Source organism: Nocardia sp. NPDC055165 (assembly GCF_053606985.1).
Genome location: NZ_JBSGSS010000018.1, coordinates 139507 through 164570, shown reverse-complemented (window position 1 = coordinate 164570; position 25064 = coordinate 139507). Strand labels below are relative to the sequence as shown.

General features: G+C 67.5%; 26 protein-coding genes. 13 read left to right on the top strand and 13 right to left on the bottom strand.

The features are described from left to right. Window positions 1–143 precede the first annotated feature (143 nt). A complete protein-coding gene (gene typA, locus ACWFRF_RS29985) occupies window positions 144–2045 on the bottom strand; it encodes a translational GTPase TypA (RefSeq protein WP_358064503.1) in 1902 nt (633 codons plus the stop codon). 125 nt (window positions 2046–2170) lie between these two features. On the opposite strand from typA, the gene ACWFRF_RS29980 reads away from it, so the two are divergent. Both ACWFRF_RS29980 and ACWFRF_RS29975 read left to right on the top strand, forming a co-directional pair. Beyond that, window positions 2171–2347: a hypothetical protein gene (locus tag ACWFRF_RS29980; RefSeq protein ID WP_194826542.1), complete on the top strand. Its 177-nt coding sequence runs from the start codon at window positions 2171–2173 to the stop codon at window positions 2345–2347. A gap of 21 nt (window positions 2348–2368) precedes the next feature. Further along, entirely contained in the window at window positions 2369–2656 is a 288-nt protein-coding gene (locus tag ACWFRF_RS29975; protein WP_301903181.1) for a 4a-hydroxytetrahydrobiopterin dehydratase, read from the top strand. A gap of 3 nt (window positions 2657–2659) precedes the next feature. Here ACWFRF_RS29975 and ACWFRF_RS29970 read toward each other — a convergent pair whose 3' ends face one another. After that, on the bottom strand, window positions 2660–3916 hold the full coding sequence (locus ACWFRF_RS29970; protein WP_378638194.1) for a mannosyltransferase: 1257 nt from the start codon (window positions 3914–3916) through the stop codon (window positions 2660–2662). A 264-nt stretch (window positions 3917–4180) separates the two neighbouring features. On the opposite strand from ACWFRF_RS29970, the gene ACWFRF_RS29965 reads away from it, so the two are divergent. Both ACWFRF_RS29965 and ACWFRF_RS29960 read left to right on the top strand, forming a co-directional pair. After that, window positions 4181–4957 carry an Rv1157c family protein gene (locus tag ACWFRF_RS29965; protein WP_378996534.1) on the top strand — a complete coding sequence of 259 codons (777 nt, stop codon included), beginning with the start codon at window positions 4181–4183 and terminating at the stop codon, window positions 4955–4957. Between the two features lie 148 nt (window positions 4958–5105). Further along, entirely contained in the window at window positions 5106–5456 is a 351-nt protein-coding gene (locus ACWFRF_RS29960) for a hypothetical protein (RefSeq protein ID WP_452453460.1), read from the top strand. 1 nt (window position 5457) lies between these two features. On the opposite strand, the gene ACWFRF_RS29955 is transcribed toward ACWFRF_RS29960, so the two are convergent. The 3 genes from ACWFRF_RS29955 to ACWFRF_RS29945 form a co-directional block, all read right to left on the bottom strand. Continuing rightward, window positions 5458–6168 (bottom strand): DUF1906 domain-containing protein, encoded by a 711-nt coding sequence (locus tag ACWFRF_RS29955; RefSeq protein ID WP_378996538.1) that lies wholly within the window; start codon window positions 6166–6168, stop codon window positions 5458–5460. Between the two features lie 163 nt (window positions 6169–6331). Further along, window positions 6332–7480, bottom strand: coding sequence for a hypothetical protein (locus tag ACWFRF_RS29950; protein WP_452453458.1), 1149 nt, complete (start codon window positions 7478–7480; stop codon window positions 6332–6334). Window positions 7481–7668: 188 nt separating this feature from the next. Then, window positions 7669–8253 carry a CHAP domain-containing protein gene (locus ACWFRF_RS29945; RefSeq protein WP_452453456.1) on the bottom strand — a complete coding sequence of 195 codons (585 nt, stop codon included), beginning with the start codon at window positions 8251–8253 and terminating at the stop codon, window positions 7669–7671. A 395-nt stretch (window positions 8254–8648) separates the two neighbouring features. Here ACWFRF_RS29945 and ACWFRF_RS29940 point away from each other — a divergent pair, with 395 nt between their 5' ends. Continuing rightward, the gene (locus ACWFRF_RS29940; RefSeq protein ID WP_379314416.1) at window positions 8649–9374 is read left to right on the top strand and encodes a helix-turn-helix domain-containing protein; all 726 of its coding nucleotides are present in this window, start codon (window positions 8649–8651) and stop codon (window positions 9372–9374) included. 1 nt (window position 9375) lies between these two features. On the opposite strand, the gene ACWFRF_RS29935 is transcribed toward ACWFRF_RS29940, so the two are convergent. Then, window positions 9376–10803, bottom strand: a complete 1428-nt coding sequence (locus tag ACWFRF_RS29935) for an MFS transporter (protein ID WP_452453454.1) — start codon at window positions 10801–10803, stop codon at window positions 9376–9378. 74 nt (window positions 10804–10877) lie between these two features. On the opposite strand from ACWFRF_RS29935, the gene ACWFRF_RS29930 reads away from it, so the two are divergent. Further along, window positions 10878–11363, top strand: coding sequence for a MarR family winged helix-turn-helix transcriptional regulator (locus ACWFRF_RS29930; protein ID WP_379314417.1), 486 nt, complete (start codon window positions 10878–10880; stop codon window positions 11361–11363). A 19-nt stretch (window positions 11364–11382) separates the two neighbouring features. Further along, the gene (locus tag ACWFRF_RS29925) at window positions 11383–11706 is read left to right on the top strand and encodes a hypothetical protein (RefSeq protein ID WP_378996551.1); all 324 of its coding nucleotides are present in this window, start codon (window positions 11383–11385) and stop codon (window positions 11704–11706) included. On the opposite strand, the gene ACWFRF_RS29920 is transcribed toward ACWFRF_RS29925, so the two are convergent. Next, window positions 11703–11987, bottom strand: a complete 285-nt coding sequence (locus ACWFRF_RS29920; protein WP_378996553.1) for a hypothetical protein — start codon at window positions 11985–11987, stop codon at window positions 11703–11705. The genes ACWFRF_RS29925 and ACWFRF_RS29920 overlap by 4 nt on opposite strands. Before the next feature lie 251 nt (window positions 11988–12238). Then, on the bottom strand, window positions 12239–13192 hold the full coding sequence (locus ACWFRF_RS29915) for a DoxX family protein (protein ID WP_379314487.1): 954 nt from the start codon (window positions 13190–13192) through the stop codon (window positions 12239–12241). A gap of 121 nt (window positions 13193–13313) precedes the next feature. Here ACWFRF_RS29915 and ACWFRF_RS29910 point away from each other — a divergent pair, with 121 nt between their 5' ends. The 3 genes from ACWFRF_RS29910 to ACWFRF_RS29900 all read left to right on the top strand — a co-directional run bounded on the left by ACWFRF_RS29910 (window position 13314) and on the right by ACWFRF_RS29900 (window position 15721). Further along, a complete protein-coding gene (locus ACWFRF_RS29910; protein WP_452453451.1) occupies window positions 13314–13913 on the top strand; it encodes a class I SAM-dependent methyltransferase in 600 nt (199 codons plus the stop codon). 95 nt (window positions 13914–14008) lie between these two features. Then, complete coding sequence (locus tag ACWFRF_RS29905; protein ID WP_452453449.1) at window positions 14009–15100, top strand: agmatine deiminase family protein; 1092 nt, start codon at window positions 14009–14011, stop codon at window positions 15098–15100. 51 nt (window positions 15101–15151) lie between these two features. After that, the gene (locus ACWFRF_RS29900) at window positions 15152–15721 is read left to right on the top strand and encodes a TetR/AcrR family transcriptional regulator (RefSeq protein ID WP_387447477.1); all 570 of its coding nucleotides are present in this window, start codon (window positions 15152–15154) and stop codon (window positions 15719–15721) included. A gap of 35 nt (window positions 15722–15756) precedes the next feature. Here ACWFRF_RS29900 and ACWFRF_RS29895 read toward each other — a convergent pair whose 3' ends face one another. The 5 genes from ACWFRF_RS29895 to ACWFRF_RS29875 all read right to left on the bottom strand — a co-directional run bounded on the left by ACWFRF_RS29895 (window position 15757) and on the right by ACWFRF_RS29875 (window position 21140). Then, the gene (locus tag ACWFRF_RS29895) at window positions 15757–16278 is read right to left on the bottom strand and encodes an ATP-binding protein (RefSeq protein ID WP_452453447.1); all 522 of its coding nucleotides are present in this window, start codon (window positions 16276–16278) and stop codon (window positions 15757–15759) included. Window positions 16279–16373: 95 nt separating this feature from the next. Next, window positions 16374–17330, bottom strand: a complete 957-nt coding sequence (locus ACWFRF_RS29890) for an alpha/beta fold hydrolase (RefSeq protein WP_452453445.1) — start codon at window positions 17328–17330, stop codon at window positions 16374–16376. Window positions 17331–17491: 161 nt separating this feature from the next. Further along, on the bottom strand, window positions 17492–18796 hold the full coding sequence (locus ACWFRF_RS29885; protein WP_379314490.1) for a cytochrome P450: 1305 nt from the start codon (window positions 18794–18796) through the stop codon (window positions 17492–17494). A gap of 234 nt (window positions 18797–19030) precedes the next feature. After that, window positions 19031–20110: a redox-regulated ATPase YchF gene (gene ychF, locus ACWFRF_RS29880; RefSeq protein ID WP_378996570.1), complete on the bottom strand. Its 1080-nt coding sequence runs from the start codon at window positions 20108–20110 to the stop codon at window positions 19031–19033. Window positions 20111–20222: 112 nt separating this feature from the next. Beyond that, the gene (locus ACWFRF_RS29875; RefSeq protein WP_452453442.1) at window positions 20223–21140 is read right to left on the bottom strand and encodes a quinone oxidoreductase family protein; all 918 of its coding nucleotides are present in this window, start codon (window positions 21138–21140) and stop codon (window positions 20223–20225) included. Window positions 21141–21334: 194 nt separating this feature from the next. On the opposite strand from ACWFRF_RS29875, the gene ACWFRF_RS29870 reads away from it, so the two are divergent. The 3 genes from ACWFRF_RS29870 to ACWFRF_RS29860 all read left to right on the top strand — a co-directional run bounded on the left by ACWFRF_RS29870 (window position 21335) and on the right by ACWFRF_RS29860 (window position 24967). Beyond that, window positions 21335–22177 (top strand): AraC family transcriptional regulator, encoded by an 843-nt coding sequence (locus ACWFRF_RS29870; RefSeq protein ID WP_378996575.1) that lies wholly within the window; start codon window positions 21335–21337, stop codon window positions 22175–22177. Between the two features lie 4 nt (window positions 22178–22181). Further along, a complete protein-coding gene (locus tag ACWFRF_RS29865) occupies window positions 22182–22589 on the top strand; it encodes a VOC family protein (protein ID WP_379313938.1) in 408 nt (135 codons plus the stop codon). 125 nt (window positions 22590–22714) lie between these two features. Then, a complete protein-coding gene (locus tag ACWFRF_RS29860; RefSeq protein ID WP_379313939.1) occupies window positions 22715–24967 on the top strand; it encodes a carbon starvation CstA family protein in 2253 nt (750 codons plus the stop codon). Window positions 24968–25064 lie beyond the last annotated feature (97 nt).

Here is a 25064-nt window from a genome sequence, read left to right as displayed (position 1 = left end):
ACCGGGCGGCCCCCCCCCCAAAACCTGCGCCACCCCACCCACCCCCTCGTTGCGGCTGCGTTGGGCCCTTTACCCCCCTCCTCTCGGGCGGGGCCGGGTTGGTTTCCGGCCCCCCCCCCCACGCCGTTCGAAACTACTGCCGACTAGTTCGCGGCGGCCTTGTCGCGAGCCTTGCGACGCGACAGGTCGCGGGCCCGCTCGTTGGCGCCCAGCACCAGCTTGCGCACGCGGACCACCTCGGGGGTGACCTCCACGCACTCGTCCTCGGTGCAGAACTCCATCGCCAGCTCGAGGTCGAGCTGCAACGGCTTGGCCATGGTCTCGAAGGTGTCCGCGTTGGCGCTGCGCATGTTGGTCAGCTTCTTCTCGCGGGTCACGTTGATATCGAGATCCTCGGCACGCGGGTTGATGCCCACGACCATGCCCTCGTAGGTGTCGGCGCCCGGCTCGACGAAGAACTGACCACGGTCGGCCAGTTGGATCATCGCGAACGGGGTGACGGTGCCCGCACGGTCGGAGACCAGCGAACCGGTGTGGCGGGCGCGGATCTCACCGGCCCACGGGGCGTAACCGTGGGCGACGGCGTTGGCGATGCCGGTGCCGCGGGTCTCGGTGAGGAACACGGTGCGGAAGCCGATCAGGCCACGCGAGGGGACGATGAACTCCATGCGCACCCAACCGGCGGCGTGGTTGCTCATCTGCACCATCTTGCCCTTGCGGGCGGCCAGCAGCTGGGTGATCGCGCCCAGGTACTCGTCGGGGCAGTCGATGGTCAGCTCTTCGAACGGCTCGTGGGTCTTGCCGTCGACCTGCTTGGTGACCACCTGCGGCTTGCCGACGGTGAGCTCGAAGCCCTCACGGCGCATCTGCTCGACCAGGATGGCCAGCGCCAGCTCACCACGACCCTGCACCTCCCAGGCGTCGGGACGGCCGATGTCGAGCACGCGCAGCGAGACGTTACCGATGAGCTCGGAATCCAGGCGCGACTTGAGCATGCGGGCGGTGAGCTTGTGGCCCTGCACCCGGCCGACCAGCGGCGAGGTGTTGGTGCCGATGACCACCGAGATGGCGGGCTCGTCGACGGTGATGCGCGGCAGTGCGACCGGGTTCTCCGGATCGGCGAGGGTGTCGCCGATCATGATGTCGGGGATACCGGCGATGGCGACGATGTCACCGGCCTCGGCGACCTCGCCGGGCTGACGCTCGACACCGATCGTCTGGAGCAGCTCGGTGATCTTGACCGTCTTGGCGCCGTCGGCGTTGATCCAGGTGACGTTCTGACCCTTACGCAGCTCGCCCGCGTAGATGCGGACCAGGGCCAGACGGCCGAGGAACGCCGACGCGTCGAGGTTGGTGACGTGGGCCTGCAGCGGCGCGTCCTTGTTGCTCTTCGGCGCCGGGATGTAGTCCATCAGCACCTCGAACAGGGCGTCGAGGTTCTCGGCGTCGGGTGCGGAACCGTTTTCCGGCTCGACCTTCGACGCCTTGCCCTCACGGCCCGAGGCGTAGAGAACCGGCAGATCCAGCGCCAGCTCGGCGGCCTCGGCGGCCTCGTCGTCGAGGTCGGAGGCCAGGTCGAGCAGCAAGTCGTGCGACTCGGAGACGACCTCGGCGATGCGGGCGTCCGGGCGGTCGGTCTTGTTGACGACCAGGATCACCGGCAGCTTCGCCGCCAGCGCCTTGCGCAGCACGAAACGGGTCTGGGGCAGCGGGCCCTCGGACGCGTCGACGAGCAGCACGACACCGTCGACCATGGACAGGCCGCGCTCGACCTCGCCACCGAAGTCGGCGTGGCCGGGGGTGTCGATCACGTTGATGACGGTGAGAGAACCGTCGGGGTTATGGCGATGGACGGCGGTGTTCTTTGCGAGAATGGTGATGCCCTTCTCGCGCTCGAGATCACCGGAGTCCATGACTCGGTCGACCAGTTCGGCTCGCTCAGCGAACGCGCCCGACTGACGAAGCATGGCGTCCACCAGCGTCGTCTTGCCGTGGTCGACGTGGGCCACGATGGCGACGTTGCGAAAATCGCGTGAAGACGACACGCCTCAATCCTCCTGCTGTTGATGTATTTGGCGCGCATTCATCTGGCATCGCGGCCTGTTACACCCTACCGGTAGCTTCGCCGCGACCTCGTGTCAGGCTTTGTACTTAGGTTACGCTAACTCCCATGGGCAAGGTGAAGGCGAAGAAGGTCTCGAGCCTGAAGCCGAAGAAAAAGTGCTGCAGGAAGAAGACGCGCTGCTTCAAATGCCCCGTCGTCATCATGCGAATGAAGAAGGCCGAGGCCGCCGGAACATGCGGTAAAGATCTCAAAAAGGCGTTGAAGCTGGCGCGTGCCAAGTAGGCGGAGGGGTACAACCGAAGTATGAGTACTCCGCTGCTCTCCGCCCCCGAACTCACCATCGCGCTGGCCACCCTGCCGGAGTGGTCACGCGAGGGTGACGCGATCACCCGCACGGTGCAGGCACCGAGTTTCCTCGCCGGCATCGAGACGGTACGCAAGGTCGCCACCGCGGCCGAGGCTGCCGATCATCATCCCGATATCGATATCCGTTGGCGCACACTGCGTTTCACGCTGAGTACGCACTCGGCGGGTGGGCTCACCGCGCTCGATACGGCGATGGCGCACACCATCGACGACCTCGTCGGCTGAGCGTCAGCTCGCGGGCACCTCGGCCGTGCGACGGCCGGGGAGTTGAGCGCGCAAAGTCTCGCGACCGCGCCAGATCAGCCAGCCGAGCAGCACGAACACGCCGATCACGTCGACCGCGCCGAGCCAGGCCAGCGGCCACGGGCGCGGGATGGTCCAGATCGTCGGCTGCGCGAACGAGAGCACCCACGGCACACCCACCAACATCGTCAGCACCCAGAACCCGGCGATGATCCGCGCGACCCGCTCGTCGCGCAGCGGCCCGTAGAGCAGCCACAGCGCGGTCGGGATCAGCCAGACCCAGTGGTGCGACCAGGAGATGGGCGAGATCATCAGCCCGAACAGCTGCACCAGCACCAGGGTGCCGAGCCGGTCGTCGGGGCCGAGGGTGCGCCACGCGCAGAACGCCAGCACCGCCGTGACCGCGACCGCGGCCAGCCACCACGGCCCGGACTGCACGTCGTAACCCAGGATGCGGCTCAGCGCGCCGCGCAGCGACTGGTTCCACACCGAGCCCACGGGGCCGATCCGGTCCGCGTCGCCGAGCAGGGTGCCGAAATAGCGCTTCGCCTCGTGGGCATTGATGAGAAAGCTCACAGCGACGGTCAGCCCGAAGGCCCCCGCCGACCACAGCACCGTCGCCCAGCGCCGCCGCGCCACGAAGTACAGACCGGTGATGGCCGGGGTCAGCTTGATGCCGGCGATCACGCCGACGAGGGTGCCCGAGATCCACCACCGCGCACTGCGGACGGCCAGCATCGCGCCGAGCACCAGGAACACATTGACCTGGCCGTAGTCGATCGTTGTGCGCACCGGCTCCAGCCAGACGCCGAGCGCGGTCCAGCCGACGGCCGCGGTGATCCACGGCGTCTGCTTCGCCTTCGCCGCGCCGAGGAGCAGTTCGAAACTGATCCGGATCACGCCGTAGAGCGCGGCCACCGTAGCCAGCATCCAGCCGACCGCCACCAGGGTGAAAGGCAGATAGTGCAGCGGGAAGAACACCAGCGCCGCGAACGGTGGATAGGTGAACGGCAGCGGGAAGTCCGGCGTCACCTCGGAGTAGGTGAAGTCGTAGAGCCGATCGGTGAGCAGCGACGCCGAGCCGTCGACGTACACGTGCAGATCGACGACATTGAGCCCGTTCGGGGCGAAGAGCATCCAGGCCAGCCTGGCGAGCACGGACAGTCCGAGCAGCGCGAGAGCCCATCGGAGGTGTCGGTTCAAGGCCAGGCTTTCGGTCGGATGGGTGGCGTCGCGCGCCATTTCGCGGTGCTCCGCTACTTTAACCAGGCGCCCGCACGCCACCGGCGGCCACCGGCCACCCCGACACCATGGATAACATTTGCATCAACATCCCCAGGTGTAACACCGGTCAGGGCTAGCGTCGATGAACATGGTTTGGGCCGGTGATCCGCTCAGGGCCCGGCGGCTGTACAACACGGCAGCGTTGTCCTTAGAGTGACCCCCGACATGTTGGGGTCGACAACCCTCGCCCATCGCAAAACCGAGGTAAGGACGGCTAGACAAGTGCTTCGTAGCCGAGGATCGCGGATCGCAACGACCGCTCTCGCCATCGCGGCAGGCGCCATGCTCGCCGCGCCTGCTTCTATCGCCGCGCCCGCGCCAGCCCCACAGGCGGCGCCGATCAGCGTCCCGATGGTGCCGGAAGGCGTCCCTGTCGACGCGCTAGCCGCCTTCGCCCCCGCCGTGGCGGGCCTGGTCGCAGGCCCCGCCGACGTCGCCAGCCCGCAGACCGCCCTGCTCGATCAGGCGCGCGTACTGCTGGCCACGCTGAACCTGCCGCCCGCCATCAAGGCCACCCTCGAGCGGATCATCACCTTCCTCGACGGCAGCGGCGGCGGCGGTCCCGAGCTCCCGCAGGACGGCCCGGCCATCGCGCAGTTCCTGTACCCGACGATCGGCAAGGGCTGCATCGGCGACGGCGCCGATTCGGTCGGCACCGCGCTCGCGGTCGCCGGTCCGGCGCAGCTGCCCCCGCCCGGACCCGCCGCCGGACAGGCCGGTTTCGTGTTCACCGCGCTCGGTACCAAGGCCCCGACCGGCGAGCAGAACCCGCCGATGACGGTGCAGTGGCTCAACCTCGACACCCGTCAGTCCGCGATCCAGACGCTGACCGACGAGGCCAAGATCAACCCCGGCGGTCCGGCCACCCTGTCGGCCATCGCCGACACCGGCCACGGCCGCGTGGTCGCGGTGATCTCGGGTTCGCTCACCACCGCCGCCGAGGGCGCCGCACCGCGCACCTGCACGTTCATGCCGACCCTTGGCTTCTTCACCGTCTGAGATGCTCTCCCGCCTCCCCGCGACTTCAGGCCGGACCTGAGCCGCGGGGAGGTTTGCGTTCGGCGGCCAGACCATGGTTGTCCTGCTTGCGTTGCTGTGTGCTCGCGCAGGGTTCCCGCCGGCTGAGCGGTGTGGTAAACCGGGATCCATGGCGACCACGCACGGTTCTTCCCGGAATGTTCGGTCGATTCGGAGCAGCCGCTCGATTCTGTCGTATCGATCCGAGGGGTCGATCCTGTCGATCGGATCGGCCTATTCGGTGTTGTCGATCGGCAGTGTCGGATCGGTGCTGTCGATCGGCTCGATCGGGTCGTTCGGGTCCGCGATCTCCTCGCTGTCGTTCGCCAGCATCGGGTCGGCGCTGTCGGGTCTGTCGCGGTGGTCGCTGATGTCGTGGCGCGGGGTACTCGCCGAGCCCGAGATGCGGTCAGCGTTGCGCGTGACGCCCGACGACGAGCCCGATATCCGGCGCGGAGCGACCTGCCACTGCCAGACCTAACTCACCACTGGCCGTAGTCCTCGGCCAGCACCCGGTTCAGGTCGACGCCGATGCCGTCGATCGAGCGTTTGTCGATCTCGAATTGGTGCAGATGCGCGGAGTCGTGCACGAATCCGCGCTCGGTGCCCCAGTTGTGTTGCCAGAACCAGGAACCCAGGCCCGCGTCGAGTGCGCGGTCGATGGTCGGCGCGTTGGCGTAGATGCCGACGAGGTCGGGTCCGAGCACCGACTGCCAGCCCTCGATATAGGGCGCGATCATCTCCTCGAAGTCCTCGTCCGAGGGGTTGTCGTCGATGGAGGCGTAGATCGGCGCGGTGTCGGGTCCGCCCGCGGCGGTGTGGATGGCCCAACCGCGTTCGGCGTGTTCCTTGCCCGCTTCGAGGCCACCGCGCCAGTCGGCCGTCGGGCCCTTGCCGAACTGGTAGTTCGACACGATCGACAGGCCGTGCGTCCACAGGTCCTCGACCTCGGCGGCGAGCAGCGGTTTACCTTCCATCCACTCCGCGCCGGGCCTGCGCTCGGAGACGTAGCGGATGACGCCGATATGTCCTTCGGCCGCGATCGACGCGGCGGAGGGGACCCCCGCGGCGTAGTCGACCATGGTGCCGAAGGATTGGGCCCGGGCGGGTGCGGCGGCGAGGCCGGCACCGATCGTGGCCGCGGCGGCGGCCAAGCCGAAGAACTTCCGCCGGGTCACCGGAACAGAACGCATCGCAGGACTCCTTCGCGCAACCCGACCCTCAACCGGTAAGCAAACCCGGCGCGCCTTCCCCGAATCTCGCGCGCCGGGAGTCTAGAACGTGCGACTCATTGCACCACAACCCCAGGGGAACCGCCAGAACCAATGGCAACATTCGCCCCACGAGTCACAGGAGTCAGGCCGCGCCGTCGATCGCCGCGCCCACATCGATGGTGCGTCCGGTCGGATCGGCCAGTTCGGTGCTGACCACCGCGACGACCTGTGCCATCACCTGCTTCTTGATCCCGGCCAATCGGCCGAGGGTGGCCGCCCGCAGGCCCTTCGCGGTGAACTCCATCGAGATGTCCTCGAGCGCGGGCGGCGGCACCTCGATCACGATCTGGAGCGGCTCCGCGGCCCGTGCCGTGAGAACGAGCGGGATCTCCAGGTCGGCACGGTAGTGGTTGGCCTTGAGCACGTCGACGGTGATATCGAGCCCCACCGGCAGCGTCATATCGAAGATCCGCAGGTCACCCGGCTCACCGAGGCCACGGTCGATCACCCGTGGCTGCTCGATCGCCCCGCGCACGGTCACCGTGGCCGCGCCGCGCGGGCCCTCGGACAACGGTCCCACCTCGATCGCGCTGCCCGCGAGCTGACCGACCACGCCGTGCACACGATCCCTGGTGACGATGGTGGTGAAGAAGCGCAGCCCGAACTCGCGGTAGTCGATCCAATCGAAAACGGTGTCGTTGCGATGCGGTGAGCGGTAGCCGTCCAGGATCGCCTCGATGTCGAAGACGCGCTCCGAACGGACCTTCGGATCGCCCACGATGGCGTTGACCCGGTTGGCGACCTCGCGCTGCACCAGGCCCGCGATCGGGTCGAGCAGCATTTCCCACGCACCGTCGATGGCCTCGGCGCGCAAGGTGAAGCTGACATCCTTGGCCGTCACCGGGGCGACATCGATCACGACCAGCAGCGGAGCGGCGGTGCGGGCGTGCAGCGTGAGCCCGATCTCCACCACGGCTGCCAGGCGCAGTTTGCGTCCGCCCAGAACCAGATTCACGGCCAGGGTCAGCGGGATCCGCACACCGAAGCTCAGCGCGCCACCGGGCGTGCGGGTGACCACGGGGGTGCCCAGCGTGCCCTCGGCGACGAAACCGGCCAATCCCGCGGGCCCGAGCGAGAACGGTCCGATCTTCACGCCACGCCCGGTCATCCCCGAGACGGCGGCGGCGATGCGCTCCTCGGTCACCGCGTAGGTGACGAACCGTTCGCCGAAATCGGCGTACTCGATCCACATCGGGTCACGACGTGGCTCTTCGTCCACCTTCACACGCACATCGAACACGGTACGTGACGTCGGCGAACCCGCTGCTGGTGGCACAACTCCCCCGTCCTGCCGATGAGGGGGAAGCAGGACGGAGGAGCCGGCAACGGCGCTGCCGGGCGCCGCGAGTTCCATGGTACGGGTATCAGCGTGGTACCGCCGTCCAGGATCCTCGCAGTTGTCTTGAGCGCCAATCGATTTCAGAATCGCCCGTAACCGACCAGATCTGCGGTTTCGGCCGGGGTGATGGTGCGCACCCGAACCCCGCCCAGCTCGTTGCCACCGATGGTGGTGATCGTGTCCCCCTCCGCCTTCAGCACGATGTTGGTGTGCTGACCGAGCGGACTGTCGGGACCGTAGAGCACCACGTCGCCGGTGCGTGGCCGGTAGCCGACGTCGGGGCGGGTGAATCGGCCGACCCGCTGGTAGTACTCCTGCAGCGTGTACACGCCGGGGATGCGCCACGAACCGGAGTTCGGGTTCGCCAGCGGCCTGCCCGCCTCGCGCATCGTCCAGCTCACGAAGTCGGCGCACCAGGCCTCCTGGACGCCCTCGGCGTACTTCGGGCCGTCGCCGGGCTGCTCGTATTCGCGGCGCAACACATCCACGAGCACGATCTGCTGCTCGTCGAGACGTTCGCTGTCGAGCGCGGGGAACTGATCACCCCACTCGTGCTGCCACCACACCAGTCCGACGGCGACGACCGTCGCCGCCGCCAGCATCCCGGAGATGCCGGCGATCCAGGACGTGCGCCGTCCAGGTCGTTCGGCTCGAATCTGCGTCATCGCCCCCCGCTCTCGTTCATCCTTCTGACCTATTGGACGAATCACGAGCGCTTTCGGTTCCCGCTCACGCGTGTTTTCCGAAGCGGACGGGCGACCACCGGATGGACCCCTGCGCCACCCGGGTATCAGCCCGGCAATCGCTCTCGGCGCGCACGAGGCGAGCGCGCGCGCCGTCCCCTCCGGCGACAATCGTCCGCGCAGGGGTGGTGTCGAACACTTCCGCTCCGGAACACACTGGCCCGACCAGCACAAAGGCCGAAAATCGTCCTGGGCGCGGCGACCGGGCAGCCAGGCGGTCTCCCGCTCGGCTGACATGAGTGTCAGCGAAACCTTTACCCTCGGTCAAGCTAGACGACTGTCCCAATTTGTACCGGCGACCGAAACAGGAGTGCATTGTGGAAGACCCGAACGCGTCGATATCGCGGTACCTGCGCGAACGCCGCGAATCGTCGGGCCTGACCAGGGCGGCGCTCGGCGAGGCCGCAGGCATCTCGCCCGCTCTCATCCAGAAGATCGAACAGGGTACCCGCACACCGACATTGGAGGCGCTCACCGCACTGTTCGACGCGCTCGACGTACCCGAAGTGTTCCGCGACCATCTGGTCTCGCTGTCGGTGGCCCCTCGCTACGACTCGCCACCGTCGCTGGTCCGCCCGGCCGACCAGGTGCTGATCGACGGGATCACCCATCCGGCCAGCCTGCAACTACATCCGGTCTTCGAGGTCCTGGCCACCAATGCCGCGTGGCGACTCGTCTTCCCCGGCCTGGAAACGGGCGAGTCGATGCTCGAGTGGATGCTCCTCGATCCGCGCGCCAAGGCGGCCCTGGTCGACTGGGAGCAGCAAGTGCACATGTGCGTCTACGGGTTTCGCGTGATGGGGCCGGGATTGGCGGCGCGGGCACGGATCGCCGAGATCGTCGGCACGTGCGCGCAGGCTCCCGAGTGGGAGAAGTTCTGGACCACCGAGCCCCCGGCCGCGCACGGACCCGACGGCCCGGTGGTGCAGCTGCGCGATCCGCACACCGGCGCGGCGATGCCGATGGCGGTGCACTCCCTCGGCGCCGCCCTGGTGCCGCGCCGGGACTGGTCGCTGGTGGTGTACTCGCCGATCGCGGACTGACTCAGCCGGCCTTCTTCTTGCCCATCGGGATGCACATGGTCAAAGCGATCGCCGCGACCGCACCCGCCATCGCGATGAAGAACGCGGTGTGGAACGCCGACCGGGTCGGCACCATATGTGGGCCCAGCTGCATGGTCATATGGGCGAGCACGACACCCATCACCGCCGCCGAGGTCGAGGTGCCGATGGAACGCATCAGCGAGTTGAGGCCGTTGGCGGCGCCGGTCTCGCTCAGCGGCACCGCACCCATGATCAGCGCGGGCATGGCCGCGTACGCCAGGCCGACGCCGCCCGCGACGATGACCGCCGACAGGATGATCTGCCACACGGTGTCCATCATCACGACCGCGCACAGGTAGCCGACAGCGATCACGGCCGAGCCGAGCGCCAGCGTGAACTTCGGGCCCTTCTTCGCCGTCAGGCGCGCCGACACCGGCGAGAGCAGCATCATCACCAGACCGGTCGGCGCCATCACCAGGCCCGCGACCACCATCGACAGCCCGAAACCGTAACCGGTCTGCTCGGGCGCCATGAGCAGCTGCGGGAACGTCAGTGACATGCCGTAGAGCGAGAAGCCCACCGCGATCGAGGCCATATTGGTGAACAGCACCCGTGGGCGGGCCGAGACCCGCAGGTCGACGAGCGGCGCGGTGCGGCGCAGTTCATAGGCGCCCCAGCCGAGGAAACTCACCAGCGACAGAGCGAACAGCGCGAGGATCGAGCCGCTGGCCCAGCCCCAGTCGGCGCCCTTGGTGATGCCGATCAGCAACGTGAGCAGGGCGATCGAGAGGCCGATCGCACCAGCGAAGTCGAAGCGTGAGGGCGTGCGCACCGGCGATTCCGGTACGAACACCACAACCAGCACCGCGCACACCACACCGAGTCCGGCCGCGGTCCAGAACAGCATGTGCCAGTTCGCGTTCTGTGCGATCAGCGCCGAGAACGGCAGGCCGACGGCACCGCCGACACCGAGGGTCGCGCTCATCACGGCCATCGCGCCACCGACCTTCTCGGGCGGGAGTTCGTCGCGCATGATGCTGATCCCCAGCGGGATCGCGCCCACCGCGATGCCCTGCAGCGACCGGCCGATCACCTCGGGCAGCAGCGAGCTCGCGGTCGCGCAGACCACCGAGCCGACGATCATGAACCCGAGATTGGTGACGAGGATGCGGCGCTTACCGAACATGTCGCCGAGTCGTCCGGCGATCGGCGTCGACACCGCACCGGCCAGCAGGGTGGCGGTAACCACCCAGGAGGCATTGGACGCCGACGTGTTCAGCAGGGTCGGCAGCGACGGGATGATCGGAATGACCAGCGTCTGCATGAGCGAGACGACGATGCCGACCGTACTGAGCACCGCGATCAGCACGGCCGGGGCCGGACGTCGGGTTTCGGGGATGGCCGGTGCGGCCTCGGCAGTTACAGACACGAAATTGCACAGTACACAGCATGTGCATAGTACACAATTTGGTGCCGGGGTGACCCACACGACATAGTTGGCACATGCCCGATTCCGGCCCCGCCGACGACACCCCCTTCACCCGCCTGGTGTTCGAGCTGAACCTGATCTCGCGGCACTTCCCCACCACCACCCGCAGACGCCCCGGTTTCCTGCTCGACCGATCGGCGTTCCTCATCCTGACCCGGCTCGATCTCGGCGAACCGCTGAGCCTGCGCGAGTTGTCGGAGTCCTTCCAGCTCGACATCTCCACCATCAACCGCCAGGTCGGCGCGATGTTGAAGCAGGAACTGGTGCAACGAGTTCCCGATCCCGACGGCGGTGTCGCCCGCAAGATCAAGATGACCGCCGACGGCAAGGCCGCGCTCGAAGCCGATCGACGGCACCGCAGCAGCGATATCGGCAAGGTCGTCGCCGACTGGAACGCCGACGATGTCACCGAGCTCAGCAGGCTGATGCGCAAGTTCAACCGATCGGTCGAACAGCTGGAGGAAAACCCGTGGCCCAGACCGCCGCACAGCGACAGCTGAGCGCGCTAGGCTGCCCGGCGTGGTCACTCACCGGTCTACCCGCCCGAGCTGGCTTTCCTGGGACAACTACTTCGTCGGCGTCGGCGGACTGGTCCTCGGCCTGTGCTTCGGTGTCTGCGCCGCGCTGATCGCCGGGCCAGGACACAATCTCGCGGCGATCGTCCTCGTCGCGCTCGCCGTGCTCTGCGTCCTGCCCGCGCTGCTGCGCGCCCTCGGCGAACTCAGTGTGTGGGTACGCCTGGCGATCCTGCTGATCGGCTTCGCGCTGCTGCTACCCGCGATTCTGCTCAGCGGCGAGGTGCGCGACTGGGCAGCGGAGCGCTGGGAAAAAGCCTGGAACTAACTGTTGCGCAGCGGGACCGAGAGCAGCATGCGCAGGGTGTTGTGGATGAACTGCGTCGACTGCCAGGTGAGGTAGGAAGCGACCGCCGGATCGACCGCACCCGACCCGGATGCCGAACCCGAGGCCAGGTTCGCGGAACCACTGGCCGAACCGGATGCCGAGCCCGAACCCGGAAGTGCCGCAGCGGTTCCCGCCGAACCGAGCAGTCCGATCAGCACCGTCGCTCCCACCACTGCGACTCGAACGGCATACGGCTTGGACGTTTCACGACCGGACAACATCAGATGAATCCCACTCTGTCGAAAAGCATTGCGAATGCCCAGTATTCACACCAGAACTCACCGCCAAACCTAATTCGCCGGATTGCCCCGATGTCAGGTTCGCGCGGTGAGTTCGTCGGTATGCCCGACCCCGGATTTATGGTGCGCCACAGCAGGTGGGAACGCCAGACCACGATTATCGGGGCATAACGAACAGACCGGCCGGGTTCACCTCGTCATCGTGGCCCGGCCCGGCCTCTGGGATTCGAGTGCTATCGCCTCGACCACCGGCGCGCGGGAGCTGCGATCTCCTCACGCTCCCGTGCGGCGGTGGCCAATTCCGAACCGCGTTCGCGAGCCGTATCCACCAGATACGTGCCTCGTTCGCGCGCGGCTTCGGCCAGCTCGGGACCCTTCTCCTTGGCGACGTCGGCGATCTGGGCACCACGGGTGCGCGCCGCCTCGGCCACCTCGGGACCTCGATCCTTGGCCACCTCGACCAGGTGCGCGCCACGGCTGCGCACGGCTTCGGCCACCTCGGGGCCACGATCCTTGGCCACCTCGACCAGATGGGCGCTGCGGCTGCGCACCGCGTCGGCCAGCTGCGGCCCACGTTCCCGGGCGATCTCGGCCAGCGCGGTGCCTCGCTCGTTCGCGACCTCCGCCAGATGCGCGCCCTGCTCGTGGGCGACATCGGCGAGGTGCGCGCCCCGAACCTTGGCCGCGGCGGCGATGGCAGCGCCCTCGGCCGCGATGCGGGGCTCCTCACGCGAGAACGCTCGCCGGGCCCGCCAGCCCAGCGACGGCTTGCCCTCGGTGTCGGCCGCCGCGATCATCAGCCCGCCGAGCAACCCGAGGTCCTTCAAGAACCCCACCCGCTTGGCTGCCCTGCGGTCCGGGTCGTTCTCGGCCCAGAAGTCCTGCTCGGTGACGGTTCCCGGCACCACGGTCGCGGCGAGCACCAGGGCCGCGGGCCGCGGCGCGCGTCCGCTGGCCAGCAACAACCCACCGACCACCTGCGCCGCGGAGTTCACGCGGACGAATTGACTCGGATCGTCGGGCACCCGTGCCGCCAGTGCGTCGGGCAGGCCGGTCCTGCCCTTGTCGGCCAGCGCGTTGGCGGCGGCGGCGCGGGGCTTCTGATTCATCAACCCGTTCACTCCGGCGGCCACGAATGTGGTCCCCAGCAGTGCGCGAGCAATGCGTCGAACAGGCTTGATCGGCATCGTCGATCCCTTCGTGTCTACGACTGGGAAAACGGCTCCCTACATTCGACTACCCGGGTCTTCCCATCACAAACGATGGACGAAACCGGGCATGCCCTGTTCAGTGACTAGCGTCGACCGGGTGCCCGACAACACCGTCCAAGCCGCCTACACCGCCATCCACACCCTCTACATCGATCTGTTCGGCTCCCCTTCCGACCTCCCCCCCGACGACGCGGCCTTCGCCCTCACCCACCTGGCCCCGGGCCCCGTCCTCGACCTCGGCTGCGGCCCCGGCCACTTCACGAAGTTCCTCACCGACGCCGGCGTCCCCGCCACCGGCATAGACCTGGTCCCCGAATTCATCGCCTACGCGCGGGCGGCCTACCCGGACATCGCGTTCGAACTCGGCTCGATCCGTTCCCTCGATGCGCCCACCGCGTCCGTCCCCGGCATCCTCGCCTGGTTCTCGCTCATCCACATGCCCCCTGCGGAACTCCCCACCGTGCTGGCGGAATTCCACCGGGTGCTCACCCCGAACGGCCGCCTGGTGATCGGCTTCTTCGAGTCCACCGACACCGTCGAACCCTTCCCCCACAAAGTCACCACCGCCTACCGCTACCCCACCGACCAGCTCGCCGAAGTCCTGCGCGCGGCCGGATTCACCGAGGTCGACCGCCTCCACCACCCCGCAGTGGGAGACGTCCGGCCCAACTCCGCGCTGGCGGTCGTCAAGTCGTGAAACCACGACGCCGTCGCCTGGCTGACACGGATCGCCATTCTTGACTAAATTTTCAGTCAGGATGTACGGTTCTCGACAGCGGAAAGGAGAACCCGATGCGACGACGTACGTTCGTCCAGGCCACGATGGCCGCGTTCAGCGTGCTGGTGGCGGGCTGCGACGACAGTGCAGACAGCGACGACAGGACCTGGCTCATGCCCGAGGAGGGGCAACCGCACCAGCGCACCTGGATGGCGTTCGTGGCCGACGAGCAGATCTGGGGCGCGAAGCTGGTGCCGGAGGTCCAGCGCAACCTGGCCACCATCGCCACCACGATCGCCCGCTTCGAACCGGTCTCGATGCTGGTGCGCCCCGGCGATCTGGCACGGGCGCAGAGCCTGATCGGTAACGCGAACGTGGAGCTGATCACCACCGACCTCGACGACCTGTGGATGCGCGACACCGGCCCGGTGTTCGTGCGAAGCGGCAATGCCGGGGCCGGTGTGGATTTCAACTTCAACGGCTGGGGTGAGAAGCAGGATTACCGCGCCGATAGCAAGGTGGCGCAGTTCGTCACCGGCCGCGCGGGCGTCGAGACTCTGCACACCGATCTGGTACTCGAAGGCGGCGCGCTCGAGGTCGACGGAGAGGGCACGGCGATCATCACCGAGAGCTGCGTACTCAACAACAATCGCAACCCCGGCTGGAAGAAGGCCGATGTCGAAGAGGAACTCGACTACCTGCTCGGTATCGAGAAGGTGATCTGGCTGCCCGGCATCGCGGGCGCGGACATCACCGACGGGCACACAGATTTCTACGCCCGCTTCGCCGGTCCCGGCGTGGTCGTCGCCGGGCTCGACAACGACCCGGATTCCTTCGACTACGACGTCACCCGTCGCCACCTCGACATCCTGCGCTCGGCGACCGACGCGCACGGTCGCGCGCTGCGAGTCGAGGTGCTCGAGGGTCCGGCCACGGTGCGCGAGCAGTTCGCGGACGACGATTTCGCCGCGGGCTACATCAACTTCTACGTCTGCAACGGTGCCGTCGTCGGCCCCGAATTCGGTGATCCGGCGACCGATGGCGCCACGAAATCCACCCTGGAGCGGCTGTTTCCCGGCCGGGAGGTGGTGCAGATCAACATCGATGGCATCGCCGCTGGTGGCGGCGGTATCCACTGCACCACCCAGCAGGAACCCGTCGGCTGAGCCCGGCAGCGGCACCATCGCCGCGATCACGTGCGCCTACTGTGAGGAATCGTGTCGGACCGTCGTACCCAGATCATGGAAGCCGCCGTCCGCGTCATCGCCGAGGACGGCGTACGCGGCCTGCGCGTCGAGAAGCTCGCCGCGGCGGCCGAAGTGTCCACCGCGTTGATCTACTACCACTTCAAGGATCGCGCGGGCATCCTGCGCGCCGCGCTCGAACACATCAACCACCGCGCCCAGACCTACACGGACGCCGCCGATGCGACCGATCCGCGCGCGCAGGTCGAGCACATGCTGCTGCTCGAACTCCAAGACACCGACCGAGTCCGCGAAACCAGCGTCGCCTGGGGCGAACTGCGCGCCAGCGCGGTCTTCCACCCCGACCTGCGCGCGCCCCTGTGCGCCACCACCGAAGCCTGGAACGCCGACGTGGAAACCCTCATCCGCCGGGCCCAGCAATCCGGCACAGTCGCGGCCACCGTCGACGCCGGCATCACCGCCGAACGCCTCACCACACTGGTGGAAGGCCTCAGCGAACGCTGGCACAGCGGCTCGCTGCCCCTCCCCCGAGCTCGCCAACTCCTCACCAGCGCAATAGAACTCGAACTCGACAGGGCTTAGCCGACTGCTCGAGCAGTCTTCGCTCGACCGGCCCGTCACTTGTTCACGGCGTCGGCGATCCGCTGGGCAGCCTCACCAGGGGTGAGAAGCGTGGTGTCCACGACCTCGGCCTCACTGTGCAGCCACGTACGGGCAGCCTCCGCGTAGGGCTCGAGATACGCGAGACGGAATGCTGACGGACCGAGAACGGTGTCGCCCTCGATACGCTCGCGCAAGGTCTGCTGGTCCGCGTGCAGGACGAAGTGCCGGACCGGGATCGCGTGCCGCGCGAGCCCGGTACTGATCTCGCGCCAGTACTGCTCGACCAGCACGGTCATCGGCATCACCAGCGTGCCGCCGGTGTAGTCGAGAATGTGCCGGGCGGTCTCGACCACCAGGGGGCGCCACGGTGGCCAATGCTGGAAGTTGTTCGTCGCGGGCAGCCCCGGCGTGACGTCCATGAGCGTCTCACCGACCTTCTCGGCATCGAACACCCGCGAATCCGGAATCAGCTGTTGCACGAGCCCACTGGTCGTCGTCTTGCCTGCGCCATGGGTCCCGTTGAGCCAAACGATCACAGAATCGGACCGTAGCAGCTACTTCGCCGACGTCACCGGCCGATCCGTCCGGCGTCCCCAGCTCGACGAGAGCTGATCCTGTGCCGGTGGCTGACTCAGGCTGCGAGGGCCAGCTGGGCGCGTGCGGGCCGACCGGAGCGGTCCGCGCGAGCGACCAGCCGGGCGATGGCCTGGGCGACCTGGGCGGGCTGTTCGAGGATGACCGAATGACCCGCGCCGTCGATCTGAACGAAGTCGGCGTAGTCGACGGCGGCGGCCATGGCGACCGAATGCGACGGCGGCGTCATCAGGTCGGCGGAACCGCACAGGATCATGGTGGGAACGGTCGAGAGCGTGGCCAGGGCGGCGGTGCGGTCGAAGGTCTTGAAGGCGCTCAGGAAGGTGGCCATGGTCACGATCGACGTCGCGTTGTGCATCGCCTCGGCCAGTGCCAGCACACGCCGGCTGACCTTGCGATCACCGAACTCGGCGGCGCGCACGACCGGGGCGAAGACCTTGCAGGCCAGCACTTTCGCGTGCTGCATCAGCCGCGGTGCGCACCGCACCGCGGCCTGGAAGACAGGGACGATCGGGTTGTGCAGCAGCCGGCCGAAGCCCGCGTCGGCGAGCCCGCTCGCGGCGGTGGCGACGAGTCCGACACCGACGATGCGCGTCCCGACCTCGTGCCGGTACTGGTCGACGTAGGTCAGCACGGTCATGCCACCCATCGAATGCCCGACCAGCACGACCGGGCCGGTCGGCGCGACGACGTCGAGCACGTCGTGCAGATCATGACCGAGCTGTTCGATGTTGTAGGTCTTCCTCGACGCGATAGCGGAGTCGCCGTGCCCGCGGTGGTCGTAGCAGACGACCTTGGCACCGGAGTGCTCGCGCAGCAGCGCGTCCCGCACATCCGTCCACGATTCGGTCCGCAGGCAATGCCCGTGAATGAGAACAACCGTCATGTCCGCGTTCCGCGCCCCGTACTCGCGAACCGCGAGCTCCACCCCGTCACCGGTCGACACCGAGACACGACGCTCCGTCGAGTGGGCGATTGTGCTGATGATCGACATCGGAGCCTCCGGTTTCGCGTGTGGTGACAGGTTCAACTCTCCACCGAAACGGGTTTCACCAGCAGGTCCCCGAGTGCTTGGACCGCTCCTCCGAGGGTGCGCAGAACACCACCTAGGTGTCGCTCGTCGAGCTCACCCGGTGGCGGGGCGTGCTGAGCGGGTCAGCCGATGGGGACCTGGCTGCGGACGCGTGGACCGGTGTGCGCGGGCAGGTGCTGATAACCGTGCAGGGTGAACAGCGGCCGACGGGTGGGCGGATGGGTCAATCGCAGATCCGGATACGTCTCGAACAGCGCGCGCAGGGCATGCGCCGCTTCCATCCGGGCCAGACCGGCGCCGAGGCACACATGACTACCGCTGCTGAAGGACAGATGATTCTTGGCGTTGCCCCTGGTTACGTCGAAGCGGGCCGGGTCGGTGAACACGGCGGGGTCGCGGTTCGCGCCGGCCAGCGACAGCACCACCGTCGACCCCTCGCGCAACCGGACACCACCGATCTCCAGCGCTGTCCTGGTGGTGCGAGCGGTGGACTGCACCGGCGGATCGATCCGGAGAATCTCCTCCACCGCGTTGGTCCAGAGTTCCGGCTCGGCACGCAACCGGTCCAGCTGTTCGGGGTGCTGGAGAAGCCAGACGATGCCCTTGCCGATCAGGTTCACCGTGGTCTCGAAGCCCGCGGCCATCAGCAGGGTCGCCGACGCGCACAGTTCGTAGGTGGACAGATCCCCCGAGGTGACCAGGCTGCTGAGGATGTCGTCGCCGGGCTCGGCGCGCAGTCGCTCGAGGTGCTCGACGAGATACTGGTGCAGTCGCTCCGAGGATTCCATCGCCCGCTGGTGCGTCTGCCACGAGATCCCGAGGTCGAGCAACGGACTGATGTCGTCACCCCAGTGCAGGAACATCTCGCGGTCGGCGTCCGGGAAGCCGAGCATCTCGGAGATGATGGCGATGGGGACCTGCGCCGCGTACCGCGAGACCAGGTCGGTGGGCCCGTCGTCGGGGAGCGCCCAGAGCAGTTCCCCGGTGACCGTCTCGATCCGGTCGCGCAGCCGGGCGATGGCACGCGGGGTGAACGCCGCGGAGACCGGTTTGCGCATCCGGTTGTGCTCGGGATCGTCGACCACCAGCATCGACGGCGGATCCATCAGATTCGGTGGGAGGGGCCGGCGCTCCAGCGCGCGCATCACCGGCCCCGGAATCCCGAACACTGTCGGTATACCGACACCGAAACGGTTGTCGCGCAGGATTTCCCGGACCATATCGTGATCGAAGGTGATCCATACCGGAAGGGCGCGGATCAACCCGCCCTCCCCGCGCATCTCCTCGATCAGCGCGTACGGATTCTCGATACCCTCCGCGCCGCCGATCAACCGGGCGAACGGATTGCCACGCCGGATCAGCATCTTCTTGAACAGCAGAACCAACCCGTGATTGTTGACCCACCGATACATGTAATGCGGTTTCATCCAGCCCTCCGTCGTTCGAACCGGCGCATCCTGTGGTTGCAACGAATAGCACACGGCTATAACGAACATCACAGGGCGCGCGGGACCCGCAGGAAGGGGATCTCGAGAGCATGGGCAGGCAGCGCGGCGGTCCGTCGAGCGGCCGAGGTCAGCAGCACAGGACAGAACTGGTCAAGACCTCCCGAAGGGAGATCGTGCGCCTGAGGCTTCGCCGATCGCCCCAGGCGCAAGGGTTTACACGTTGAAGCGGAAGTCGCAGACGTCGCCGTCGTGCATGACGTATTCCTTGCCCTCCATGCGGACCTTGCCCGCGGCCTTGGCGGCGGCCATCGATCCCGCTTCGACCAGGTCGTCGAAGGCGACGAGTTCGACCTTGATGAAGCCGCGTTCGAAGTCGGTGTGGATGACGCCGGCGGCCTTGGGGGCGGTGTCGCCCTGATGGATGGTCCAGGCTCGGGATTCCTTCGGGCCTGCGGTGAGGTAGGTCTGCAGACCGAGGGTGTGGAAACCGGCGCGGGCGAGGGCGTGCAGGCCGGGTTCGGACTGGCCGATGGATTCCAGGAGTTCGAGGGCGGATTCGTCGTCGAGTTCGAGAAGTTCGGCTTCGACCTTGGCGTCGAGGAAGACAGCGTCGGCGGGGGCGACGGAAGCCTTCAACTCGGCGACCTTGGCCTCGTCGGTGAGGACGGACTCGTCGGCGTTGAAGACGTAGAGGAACGGCTTGATGGTGAGCAGGGAGAGCTCACGCAGCAGGTCGGCGTCGATCTTCTTGCCCGCGGCGAACAGCGTGGTGCCCTCGTTGAGGAAACCCTCGGCGACCTTGGCGGCGTCGAGCAGGGGCTTGCGGTCCTTCTTGACCCTGGCTTCCTTCTCGAGGCGCGGGATGGCCTTCTCGAGTGTCTGCAGGTCGGCGAGGATGAGCTCGGTTTCGATGACCTCGATGTCGGCGGCGGCGTCGACCCGGCCGTCGACGTGGATCACGTCGTCGTCGGCGAACACGCGCACGACCTGGCAGATCGCGTCGGCCTCACGGATGTTGGCGAGGAACTTGTTGCCGAGGCCGGCGCCTTCGGAGGCGCCCTTCACGATGCCGGCGATGTCGACGAACGACACCACGGCGGGAACGATCTTCTCGGAACCGAAGATCTCGGCGAGCTTGTTCAGGCGCGGGTCGGGCAGCGGGACCACGCCGACGTTGGGCTCGATGGTCGCGAACGGGTAGTTCGCGGCCAGCACGTCGTTCTTGGTCAGCGCGTTGAACAGCGTCGACTTTCCGACATTGGGCAGGCCGACGATTCCGAGGGTGAGGCTCACTGTGATTATCTTGCCGCACCTGCGGCGCGGCGGGTTCGCGGCCCCCTTGTGGCTCGCTGGTCAGGCACCTGACCAGCGAGCCGGACCGCGAACGGCCCTCCCGACGGATCGGTCAGGGAACGAGGACGACCTTGCCCAGGTTGGCGCGCTGCTCGATGACCGCGTGGGCGGCAGCGGCGTCGTCGAGGGCGAATTCGGCGTGCACCACCGGATGCAGCAGGCCGGAGGCGTAGTACTGCCACACCTCCTGTCGCAGGTCCTCGTAGCAAGCCGGGTCGCGCTGGGCGAGACGGCCGATCCGGAAACCGGTGAGGGATTTGCCGCCCGCGAGGAGGTCTTCGGTGTCGACGAGGCCGCCGCCGGTGCCGTAGGTGACCGCGCGACCGCCTTCGGCGAGACCGGCAAGGGTGCCGCCGAGACCGGTGCCACCGACACCGTCGAGGGCGTAGTCGGCCTGCTTGCCGCAGTGCAGCTGGTCGTAGGTGAACACCTCGTCGGCGCCGAGTTCACGCACGAAGTCGCACTTCGACTCGTCGGAGACCGCGCCGACCACCCAGCTCGCGCCACGCACGCGGGCCAGCTGCACCGCGAGGTGGCCGACACCACCCGCGGCGGCGGTGACCAGCGCCGTTTCGCCGTCGCGCGGTACGGCGGTGTCGAGAGCGCCGAGGGCGACGAGACCGCTGCGCATCAGGGCGACGGCGTCGACGGCAGAAGCGCCGTCCGGGATCGCCGAGACCTGGTCGATCGCGAGCACGACGTACTCGGCGTAGGCGTCAGCGGTGCACAGGCCGACGACGCGGTAGCCGGCGCTGTAGCCGTCGACCCCGTCACCGACCGCGACGACCTCACCGGCCACCTCGGCACGCACCTGCTCCGCGTCGCCACTGATCCGCCGAATCGCCGACAGGGTGACCCCGATCGCCTCGACCCGCACGAGCAGCTCACCGGCACCGGGCACCGGCACCTCGGCCGCGACGACTTCGAGCGCCTCCGAACCACTGCCGCGCTCGTATTGAACCCGCCGCATGACACCTCCTACGTAAATTGAGCGAAGGCGCAAGATTAACCGGCTGACCTCGCGTTTCCACAGGCCATGAGCCCGTGAGTGCGAAATCTCACCGCCTCCGCCGCACCGCGGAGAGCACCCTCACGGTCCGGTTACCCCGCGGCGATGCTCGAGACGCGTGGGTAATCCCACACACCCGGCGTAGCGTGGCCCGTATGGAGGCGACCACGGAGGTGGTGACCGCGGCCCCCGCGCCGGTGCTGGCAGCGTTCATCGACCGGTACGTGGGCTATCGACTCGCGGGTTTCGAGCCGGGCCTGCATCGCGGCCTTCCCTCACGGCACATGACGTTCATCGTCGCCGTCGGCCCGACCATCGATGTCGTCGAGCAGACCGACCCGCACCAGGCCCCCGGCAGCTACCGCTGTGTCTTGAGCGGCCTACAGGCGAGCCCGGCGTTGATCGCGCACACCGGTTTTCAGGAAGGCGTCGCGATCGAGCTGACCCCGCTGGGTTGCCGAGTGCTGTTCGGCATGCCCGCGAGCGAACTGTGGGACATGTCGATCGAATGCTCCCAAGCGCAGAGAACTCTGGGCGATCAACTCGCCGATGCGGTGCAGTCGCACCAGGATTGGCCGAGCCGGTTCGCCGCGTGCGATCGAGCCTTGACCGCCGCGGCACGCACCGACACGCTGGCCGGGCCCGAATTGACGTGGGCCTGGCACGCTCTCGTGAAAACCGGCGGCACCTGCTCGATCAACCCGCTCGCGGATCGGATCGGCTGGACCCGTCAGCACCTGACCCGCAAGTTCACCGCCGAATTCGGCGCGAGCCCCAAGCTGGCCGCACGGATCATCCGATTCGAGCGAGCCAAGCGCATGCTGGCGGGCACCCCGTCCTATGTCTCCATCGCCCAGATCGCGACCACCTGCGGCTACTACGACCAGGCGCACCTGAACCGCGACTTCGCCGAGCTGGCAGGCGTGGCCCCCACCGCCTGGCTCGCCGAGGAGATTCCATCCGTCCAAGACCCGAACGCGGCGGAAGCGCGAGGCTGAACGCATGGACACTTCAACCAACACCACCACCATCTGGCCCTGCCTCGCCTTCGACGACGCCCGCGCCATGATCGAGTTCCTCACCACCGCCTTCGGTTTCGAAGCGACCGCGGTCTATGCCAGGGAAAACGACGACTCGGTCGTCGAACACGGTGAACTGCGCCTGCCGGGCGGCGGCGGCATCATGTTCGGCTCCACGGGCCGCGACGACACCCCCTTCGGCACCCGGCCACCGGGCGTCGCCAACCTCTACCTGGTCATCGACAACCCCGACGCGCTCTACGACCGGGCGAAGGCCGCGGGCGCGACGATCATTCGCGACCTGCGCGACGAGGACTACGGCTCCCGCGGCTTCAGCGCCGCCGACCCGGAAGGCAACCTGTGGAGCTTCGGCACGTACCGAGGCGAATGACCTGCTGAACAAAATTTCATTCTGCGCACGATCGTGTGCGAACCTCTCCGTCGCAGTTCGGCGATCGGCTACGTTGTCGATTGCTTCACCCGAGGCTCTGCGCGTTATACAGGAGAGTTGAGTCAATGGCGACCATCGAACATCTGCGGACCGACCCGGACTTGCCTCCGGTCGGTGTCGTCGATCGCACGCCGATCACGCCCGCCAAGAAGGCCGTGTTCGCGGGGATCGCCGTTCTCGGCGCTATCGCGTGGGCGATCATCGCGTTCGTGCGCGGCGAGTCCGTGAACGCGGTGTGGATCGTGATCGCGGCGGTCTGTACCTACATCATCGCCTACCGCTTCTACGCGCGGTTCATCGAGTGGAAGATCACCAAGCCGCGCGACGACGTGGCCACGCCCGCCGAAATCTATGACAACGGCAAAGATTTCATGCCGATGGACCGGCGGGTGCTCTACGGGCACCACTTCGCCGCCATCGCGGGCGCCGGTCCGCTGGTCGGTCCGGTGCTGGCCGCGCAGATGGGCTATCTGCCCGGCACCATCTGGATCATCGTCGGCGTGGTCTTCGCCGGCGCGGTGCAGGACTACCTGGTGCTGTGGGCCTCCACCCGTCGGCGCGGCCGCAGCCTCGGTCAGATGGCGCGCGACGAGCTCGGCCTCGTCGGTGGCGTCGCGGCGATCGTGGCGATTCTGGTGATCATGACGATCCTGCTAGCGGTGCTGGCACTGGTCGTGGTGAACGCGCTCGGCGAGAGCCCGTGGGGCGTGTTCTCCATCGCGATGACCGTACCGATCGCGCTGTTCATGGGTGTGTACCTGCGGTATCTGCGGCCGGGTGCGGTCGGCGAGGTGTCCGCGATCGGCATCGTGTTGCTGCTGGCCGCGATCATCGGCGGCGGCTGGGTATCCGAAACCGAGTGGGGCGCGGACTGGTTCACCCTCTCGCGCACCACCATCGCGTGGTGCCTGATCGCCTACGGCTTCATCGCCTCGGTCTTGCCGGTGTGGCTGCTGCTCGCCCCGCGTGACTACCTGTCGACGTTCATGAAGGTCGGCACGATCGTGCTGCTCGCGGTCGGCATCCTGATCACGATGCCGGTGCTGAAGGCGCCCGCCGTCTCCGAATTCGCGCATACCGGTGCGGGTCCGGCGTTCGCGGGCAGTCTGTTCCCGTTCCTGTTCATCACCATCGCCTGCGGTGCGCTCTCGGGTTTCCACGCGCTGGTCTCCTCCGGCACGACGCCGAAACTGCTGGCCAAGGAATCCAATGCCAAGATGATCGGCTACGGCGGCATGCTGATGGAGTCGTTCGTCGCGGTCATGGCGATCATCACCGCCTCGATCATCGACCAGCACCTGTACTTCGGCATGAACGCCTCGGCCGGACTCACCGGTGGTACGGCCGAAGGTGCTGCCAAGTTCACGAATTCGCTCGGCCTGTCCGGGCCGCCCGCGACACCGGAGCTGTTCACCGACGCGGCCGCCGATGTGGGCGAGAAGTCGATCGTCTCGCGCACCGGTGGCGCCCCGACCCTGGCGGTCGGCATCTCCGAGGTCTTCTCCCAATTCCTCGGCGGCTCGACGATGAAGGCCTTCTGGTACCACTTCGCGATCATGTTCGAGGCGCTGTTCATCCTCACCACCATCGACGCGGGCACTCGTGTGGCGCGCTTCCTGGTCTCGGACGCGCTGGGTAACTTCGGCGGCGGGTTCAAGAAGTTCCGCGATCCGTCGTGGCGGATCGGCGCCTGGCTGTGCTCGCTGATCGTGGTCGCGGGCTGGGGCGGGGTGCTGCTGATGGGCGTGAACGATCCGTTCGGTGGCATCAACGCGCTGTATCCGCTGTTCGGCATCGCCAACCAGCTGCTCGCGGCGATCGCGCTGATCGTGGTGCTCACGATCATCGTCAAGCGCGGGCAGTGGAAGTGGGCGTGGATTCCCGGTGTTCCGCTGGCGTGGGATCTGCTGGTCACGATGACCGCGTCGTGGCAGAAGATCTTCTCCGACGATCCCAAGCTCGGTTACTGGAAACAGCACAGCCTGTGCCAGGCCGCCAAGGACGCGGGCAAGGCCTGCCTGACCGCCAAGACGCCCGAGCAGGTCGACATCGCGATCCGCAACACCTTCATCCAGGGCACGCTGTCGATCGTGTTCGCGGTGCTGGTACTGATCGTCACCGCCGTCGGAGTGCTGGTGTGCGCGAAGGCGATTCGCACGGGCACGGTGACCAGCACCGAGTCCGAGGAACAGCCGTCGAAGATCTTCGCCCCGAGCGGTTTCGTCGCCACCTCCGCCGAGAAGGACGTGCAGAAGGAGTGGGACGTGCTGATCGCCGAGGGCAAGGTGAGCGCGCCCGGATCGGCGCACGTCTCTTGAGTGGGACCAGGGATGCGGACGGCCGGTTCAGTGGATCGGCCGTCCGCGCCCCGGCCGTGACGACCGACCGCACCGGGCTGGTCGACAGGACAGCGTC

Coding starts and splice junctions, on each gene's coding strand:
- ACWFRF_RS29980 (WP_194826542.1), top strand. CDS start 2,171: ATGGGCAAGGTGAAGGCGAAGAAGGTCTCGAGCCTGAAGCCGAAGAAA.
- ACWFRF_RS29915 (WP_379314487.1), bottom strand. CDS start 13,192: ATGCCGATCAAGCCTGTTCGACGCATTGCTCGCGCACTGCTGGGGACC.
- ACWFRF_RS29930 (WP_379314417.1), top strand. CDS start 10,878: ATGCCCGATTCCGGCCCCGCCGACGACACCCCCTTCACCCGCCTGGTG.
- ACWFRF_RS29875 (WP_452453442.1), bottom strand. CDS start 21,140: ATGCGGCGGGTTCAATACGAGCGCGGCAGTGGTTCGGAGGCGCTCGAA.
- ACWFRF_RS29885 (WP_379314490.1), bottom strand. CDS start 18,796: ATGAAACCGCATTACATGTATCGGTGGGTCAACAATCACGGGTTGGTT.
- ACWFRF_RS29945 (WP_452453456.1), bottom strand. CDS start 8,253: ATGACGCAGATTCGAGCCGAACGACCTGGACGGCGCACGTCCTGGATC.
- ACWFRF_RS29920 (WP_378996553.1), bottom strand. CDS start 11,987: ATGTTGTCCGGTCGTGAAACGTCCAAGCCGTATGCCGTTCGAGTCGCA.
- ACWFRF_RS29960 (WP_452453460.1), top strand. CDS start 5,106: ATGGCGACCACGCACGGTTCTTCCCGGAATGTTCGGTCGATTCGGAGC.
- ACWFRF_RS29860 (WP_379313939.1), top strand. CDS start 22,715: ATGGCGACCATCGAACATCTGCGGACCGACCCGGACTTGCCTCCGGTC.
- ACWFRF_RS29955 (WP_378996538.1), bottom strand. CDS start 6,168: ATGCGTTCTGTTCCGGTGACCCGGCGGAAGTTCTTCGGCTTGGCCGCC.
- ACWFRF_RS29870 (WP_378996575.1), top strand. CDS start 21,335: ATGGAGGCGACCACGGAGGTGGTGACCGCGGCCCCCGCGCCGGTGCTG.
- ACWFRF_RS29905 (WP_452453449.1), top strand. CDS start 14,009: ATGCGACGACGTACGTTCGTCCAGGCCACGATGGCCGCGTTCAGCGTG.
- ACWFRF_RS29975 (WP_301903181.1), top strand. CDS start 2,369: ATGAGTACTCCGCTGCTCTCCGCCCCCGAACTCACCATCGCGCTGGCC.
- ACWFRF_RS29890 (WP_452453445.1), bottom strand. CDS start 17,330: ATGTCGATCATCAGCACAATCGCCCACTCGACGGAGCGTCGTGTCTCG.
- ACWFRF_RS29865 (WP_379313938.1), top strand. CDS start 22,182: ATGGACACTTCAACCAACACCACCACCATCTGGCCCTGCCTCGCCTTC.
- ACWFRF_RS29970 (WP_378638194.1), bottom strand. CDS start 3,916: ATGGCGCGCGACGCCACCCATCCGACCGAAAGCCTGGCCTTGAACCGA.